Raw genomic sequence first — 4,614 nt, forward strand, 5'->3', positions numbered from 1 at the left:
ACCCCAGCCCCAGCCACCACCGCGCCAGCCCCATCCACCGCCATGCCAGCCACCGCCACCACGCCAGGCATAGGCGGAGGGGGCAGGCAGTACGCTGACCAGTCCAAGCGACACAGCCAGCACGAATGCAATCCTGCGCATCGACCCAGATCCTCTTTCCTTCATTGCCTCCCGCACGGGCGGCAATGCATTGTCCCTTCTGCGGGCATGGCCCACGCCGGCCGGGGGCAACCCGGCGGTCCGTGCGCTGTCATGTTCCCGAAAAACGTCCTTTTCGCGACGGTTTCATGGCCGTCCGCCATCATTATGTAATACCTGCGCGCGGTTCGACAATGCCATCACCCCCCACGCCTGCGCGATGCGCCACGCTGCCCGATCCATCCCCCCAGCCGTGACAGCGCATCGCGCAGCGGTCCCTCCGGCATGTCCCCGATTTCCACCGGCGCGGGTACGGGGCGTGGACGCGGCGGCGGGGGGGCGGGACGTAGTGCCAGGTCCTGCAGCGGCTTGATCCTGCTGACGACGCCCGTGCCACAGACGCCATTGATCCGCGCGATCAGTCCGGGGGCGAGATACGGGAGTTCGGTCGCCACCGGCCCGGCACACGCCACCGTCAACGTTCCGCCCGACAGGCGGCGCGGGACCGTGACGCGGGCAAGTTCAGGCCCCACGATATCGGCCCAGTCCAGCATCACCTGCACCGCCGCGGGCGACTGCCTGCGAAAGGTCGGGCGCGTCACGGCGGGCATCAGGGCGCCAAGGCTGCACAGCCTGCGGGCACGGTTGGGGGCCTCCGCCTTTGGCGCTGCGGCCGTGGACCGGGCGGCGGGGGCAGGCTGCTGCGCGGTCGGGGTGGCGGCTTTCTTTCGCTTGCCCCGTGTCGGTTCCTTCGTCATAAGCGGCCCTGTGTCACCTTCTGCTGCCGAACTGTTGCGCTGGTACGACCGGCATCGCCGCACCCTGCCATGGCGCGCCCTGCCGGGACAGGGCGCCGATCCCTATCATGTCTGGCTCAGCGAAATCATGCTGCAGCAGACAACCGTCACTGCCGTCATCCCCTATTTCGAACGCTTCACGCAACTGTTCCCGACCGTGGGCGATCTGGCGCGCGCGGATGCGGATACCGTCATGGGGGCATGGGCGGGGCTTGGCTACTACGCGCGGGCGCGCAACCTGCATGCCTGTGCGCAGGTCGTGGCGCGCGACCTGGGCGGACGCTTCCCCGACACGGTTGACGGCCTGCGCGCGCTGCCCGGGATCGGCCCCTATACCGCCGCCGCCATTGCCGCGATCGCGTTCGGGCGTCCCGTGGTGCCGGTTGACGGCAATGTCGAACGTGTCACCACGCGCCTGTTCGCCATGACCGACCCCCTGCCCCGCGCGCGTCCCGCCATCGCACGGCAGGCGGCGCACCTGAATGATGATCCGCTGGCGCATGCCCGCCCGTCGGATTTCGCACAGGCCCTGTTCGACCTTGGCGCGGGGATCTGCACGCCGCGCACCCCGGCCTGCGCGCTGTGCCCGTGGCGCGACGCCTGCGCGGGCCTGCGGCAGGGAATCGCGGCCACCCTGCCGCGCAAGACCCCGAAGGCCCCGCGTCCCACGCGCTATGGCGTGCATTTCCACCTGACCGACGCCAGCGGCGGCCTGCTGCTGCACCGGCGGGCGGAAACCGGGCTGCTTGGCGGGACACTGGGCCTGCCGGGGCCACAATGGCGGGCGGAGCGCTGGTCCATGGAAGAAGGGCTGCGCCATGCCCCGGCGGGACGGCCCGCGCCACAATGGCGGCATGTGGGCGAGGTGCGGCATGTCTTTACCCATTTCACCCTGATCGTCGATGTCTATGCCGCGCGTATCGAACGCTTCCCCAACAGCATCGCCCGCAGCGGCGGCCTGGTACATCCGCAAGACCAGCTGCAACAGATGGGGATTGCATCGCTGATGCGCAAGTGTATTGCGCTGGCGGCCACTCCCACGGAATGAAATGGCCGCGCGGGGCGGCAATGGATGTCACTTTTTTCATTGACGCGGCCGTGCCCGTCGCGGTTCACTTCAAAACCGCGATGTGGAAAGGGACCGTATCATGACCGTTGTCCAGCTTCTTTCACCGTTGATGCTCGCCCTTTCCATGGGCGCTGCCGCAGCACTTTACCTTGTGCGCGCCCGGGGCCTCGCCCCGCAGGCCCAGCCGGTGCGTGTACGCGCCCGCAACCGGCGCTGACGTGCCTGCTGAAAGACCATTTCGAAATAACGCCCTGACGCCAGTGTAAAGGTTTCCGGATGCCGCCCATGATCCGAAAAGGCGGCATCCACCTGACAGGCGATTCAAAAACAGCCCCCATAACATCCTGAAATTATAAAAGTTTTTGGTGAAGCTTTTTTTAAAAGCTTCAAAAGGCGTCGCCTTATTTCAGATCACAGGCGCCCAAACCGTCCTTGTATTTTACGCGATATTCCATAAGCGGGGATTTTGCCTAAAGGCGTTTCCTGCTGTAGCACGATTGTCCCATGACATTCATAACCATCCATCGGGATTCACCGACCCATACGCCCAAGATCGGCGTCCTTCTGAGCAACCTTGGAACCCCTGATGGAACGGGATATGCGGCCATCCGCCGCTATCTGGGGGAGTTCCTGTCGGACCGCCGCATCATCGAGGCGAATCCCCTGCTGTGGAAGCCGATCCTCAACGGGGTCGTGCTGACGGTCCGCCCGCGCAAGACAGGGGCGGCATACCAGCGTATCTGGCATACCGACCGCGACGAAAGCCCGCTGCGCACCTATACGCGCGATCAGGCCGAAGGGCTGGCGGCCCGTCTGGCGCCTGATGGAATCGTGGTGACATGGGGCATGCGCTATGGCACCCCCACGACTGCAGACGCGCTGCATGACCTGATCCGGCAGGGGTGCGAGCGTATCCTCATCGCGCCGCTTTACCCGCAATACAGCGCGACGACGACCGCCACGGCCAATGACCAGGCCTTTCGCGCGCTGATGCGCCTGCGCAACCAGCCTGCGACGCGGACATTGCCGCCCTTTCCCGACCATCCTGCCTATATCGCCGCCCTTGCGGCGCGCGTGCGCGAACATCTGGCGACGCTTGAGGCCCCGCCGCAGAAGATCGTGGCCTCCTTTCACGGCCTGCCGAAACAGTATGTGGAAAAGGGCGACCATTATCCCGCCGACTGCGAACGCACGATCGCGGCCCTGCGCACGGCGACGGGATATGACGCGGACACGATGCCCCTGACATACCAGTCGCGCTTTGGCCCGGCGAAATGGCTGGAACCCTATACCGCGCCCTATATCGAATCCCTGCCCGCGCAGGGCGTGACGCGGATTGCGGTCATCATGCCCGGCTTCGTCGCGGACTGTATCGAAACCCTTGATGAAATCGGCAATGAAGTGCGCGCCGGCTTCCTCAAGGCGGGGGGCAAGGAACTGACGCTGATCCCGTGCCTGAACAATGCCCCGGTCGCGATCGACATGCTCGAGACGCTGGTGCGCAACGAACTGCGGGGCTGGACCGAGGATCACACCACAGCGACTGATAAATAATAAAAGTTTTCGGGTGCCGCCTTTTTCCAAAAAGGCGGCGTTCCTTGAAGCTTTTGGGAAAAAGCTTCACCAGAAACTTCTGATTTTCAGGATACGGCGCAGGCCGGTCGATCAGACATAAAAAAAGGAAGGCATCCCGACCATGCCGGGACGTCCTTCCTCCTTACGATAACCGGCCCCGCATGCGGGGCCGGTTGCCGCCATGGCCTCAGTGCGCGGCCTGCGGTGCGGGGGGATGTTCCGCATCATACAGGGTGGCTTTCTGCTCGTCCGTCTTGCGGTTGCGATAACGCTCCCACAGGCTTTCCTTCGGGTCGGCGGGATGTTCCTTGTCATACAGGGCCGCCTTCTCGCGCAGGCCCTTGCGGTATTCATGGCGCTTGTACATGCCGACCGCACAGCCACCCATCGCGCCCGCAACCGTATGATGGTTGGCGACATGCCCGCCCACGGCCCCGACCGCGCCATATTTCAGGCATCCGCCCGGTTCCGCATGCGCCACCGCGACCGCGCTCCCCACAAGAGTGGTCGCCAGCAGGAATACCCTGGAAATTTTCTGTACCGTCATTGTCTGCATCATACCTGGCCCGATACTGGTCCTGCCGGAAACGGGATGGCCTGCCCCGCTACGGCGCTTCTTGTTCAGAGACATTAGTAACACAATCCTTCGGACATGCATCATCCCCGTCAGGGCCGGTCACAGCTTTCCGTAAGGTCATTATAGACCTGTCCCCTTGGACAGGTATGCGTCTGCTGCATGGGTGCGGCAGGCGTGGTGGTGCCGGGCACCAGTGCGCGCGCAGGTCCCGACCCACCCCCGGCGGGGGCCGGTGCGGATGCAGGCGCCGACTGCTGCTGCTGTTGCTGCTGCATTTCGGAATAGAGGCTGTTCAGTTCGGCATCATAGACGGAGTCGTCTTCCGGTCCGGACCCGCTGGTGCCGTTATAGATACCGGGCGCGGCCTGATGGCTGGCGGCGACCGCCGCAGCAGCGGCCCCCATGCCCAGACCCATGCCAAGCCCGTAACCACCCCAGCCCCAGCCCCAGCCGTACGG

Annotated in this window: 5 protein-coding genes and 1 pseudogene; 3 read left to right on the forward strand and 3 right to left on the reverse strand. The window is 64.9% G+C overall.

Features of this window, described 5'->3' with window-relative positions:
• Positions 1–338: 338 nt before the first annotated feature.
• Complete coding sequence (locus tag HNH97_RS09575) at positions 339–896, reverse strand: DUF721 domain-containing protein (RefSeq protein WP_171790731.1); 558 nt, start codon at positions 894–896, stop codon at positions 339–341.
• 10 nt (positions 897–906) lie between these two features.
• Between HNH97_RS09575 and HNH97_RS09580 the strand changes: the two genes are divergently transcribed.
• The 3 genes from HNH97_RS09580 to hemH all read left to right on the forward strand — a co-directional run bounded on the left by HNH97_RS09580 (position 907) and on the right by hemH (position 3,558).
• Positions 907–1,983, forward strand: a complete 1,077-nt coding sequence (locus HNH97_RS09580; protein WP_171790732.1) for an A/G-specific adenine glycosylase — start codon at positions 907–909, stop codon at positions 1,981–1,983.
• A 100-nt stretch (positions 1,984–2,083) separates the two neighbouring features.
• Positions 2,084–2,221, forward strand: coding sequence for a hypothetical protein (locus HNH97_RS09585; protein WP_171790733.1), 138 nt, complete (start codon positions 2,084–2,086; stop codon positions 2,219–2,221).
• A gap of 287 nt (positions 2,222–2,508) precedes the next feature.
• Positions 2,509–3,558 (forward strand): ferrochelatase, encoded by a 1,050-nt coding sequence (hemH, locus tag HNH97_RS09590; RefSeq protein WP_171790734.1) that lies wholly within the window; start codon positions 2,509–2,511, stop codon positions 3,556–3,558.
• A 208-nt stretch (positions 3,559–3,766) separates the two neighbouring features.
• Here the strand turns inward: hemH and HNH97_RS09595 are convergent, their stop codons facing one another.
• On the reverse strand, positions 3,767–4,126 hold the full coding sequence (locus HNH97_RS09595) for a hypothetical protein (protein ID WP_320442935.1): 360 nt from the start codon (positions 4,124–4,126) through the stop codon (positions 3,767–3,769).
• A 119-nt stretch (positions 4,127–4,245) separates the two neighbouring features.
• Positions 4,246–4,614 (reverse strand): annotated as a pseudogene (locus HNH97_RS09600) (hypothetical protein); the annotation flags it as partial.

The sequence above is a fragment of the Gluconacetobacter entanii genome (assembly GCF_013155425.1).
GTDB lineage: Bacteria > Pseudomonadota > Alphaproteobacteria > Acetobacterales > Acetobacteraceae > Novacetimonas > Novacetimonas entanii.

Coding starts and splice junctions, on each gene's coding strand:
- hemH (WP_171790734.1), top strand. CDS start 2,509: ATGACATTCATAACCATCCATCGGGATTCACCGACCCATACGCCCAAG.
- HNH97_RS09575 (WP_171790731.1), bottom strand. CDS start 896: ATGACGAAGGAACCGACACGGGGCAAGCGAAAGAAAGCCGCCACCCCG.
- HNH97_RS09595 (WP_320442935.1), bottom strand. CDS start 4,126: ATGACGGTACAGAAAATTTCCAGGGTATTCCTGCTGGCGACCACTCTT.
- HNH97_RS09585 (WP_171790733.1), top strand. CDS start 2,084: ATGACCGTTGTCCAGCTTCTTTCACCGTTGATGCTCGCCCTTTCCATG.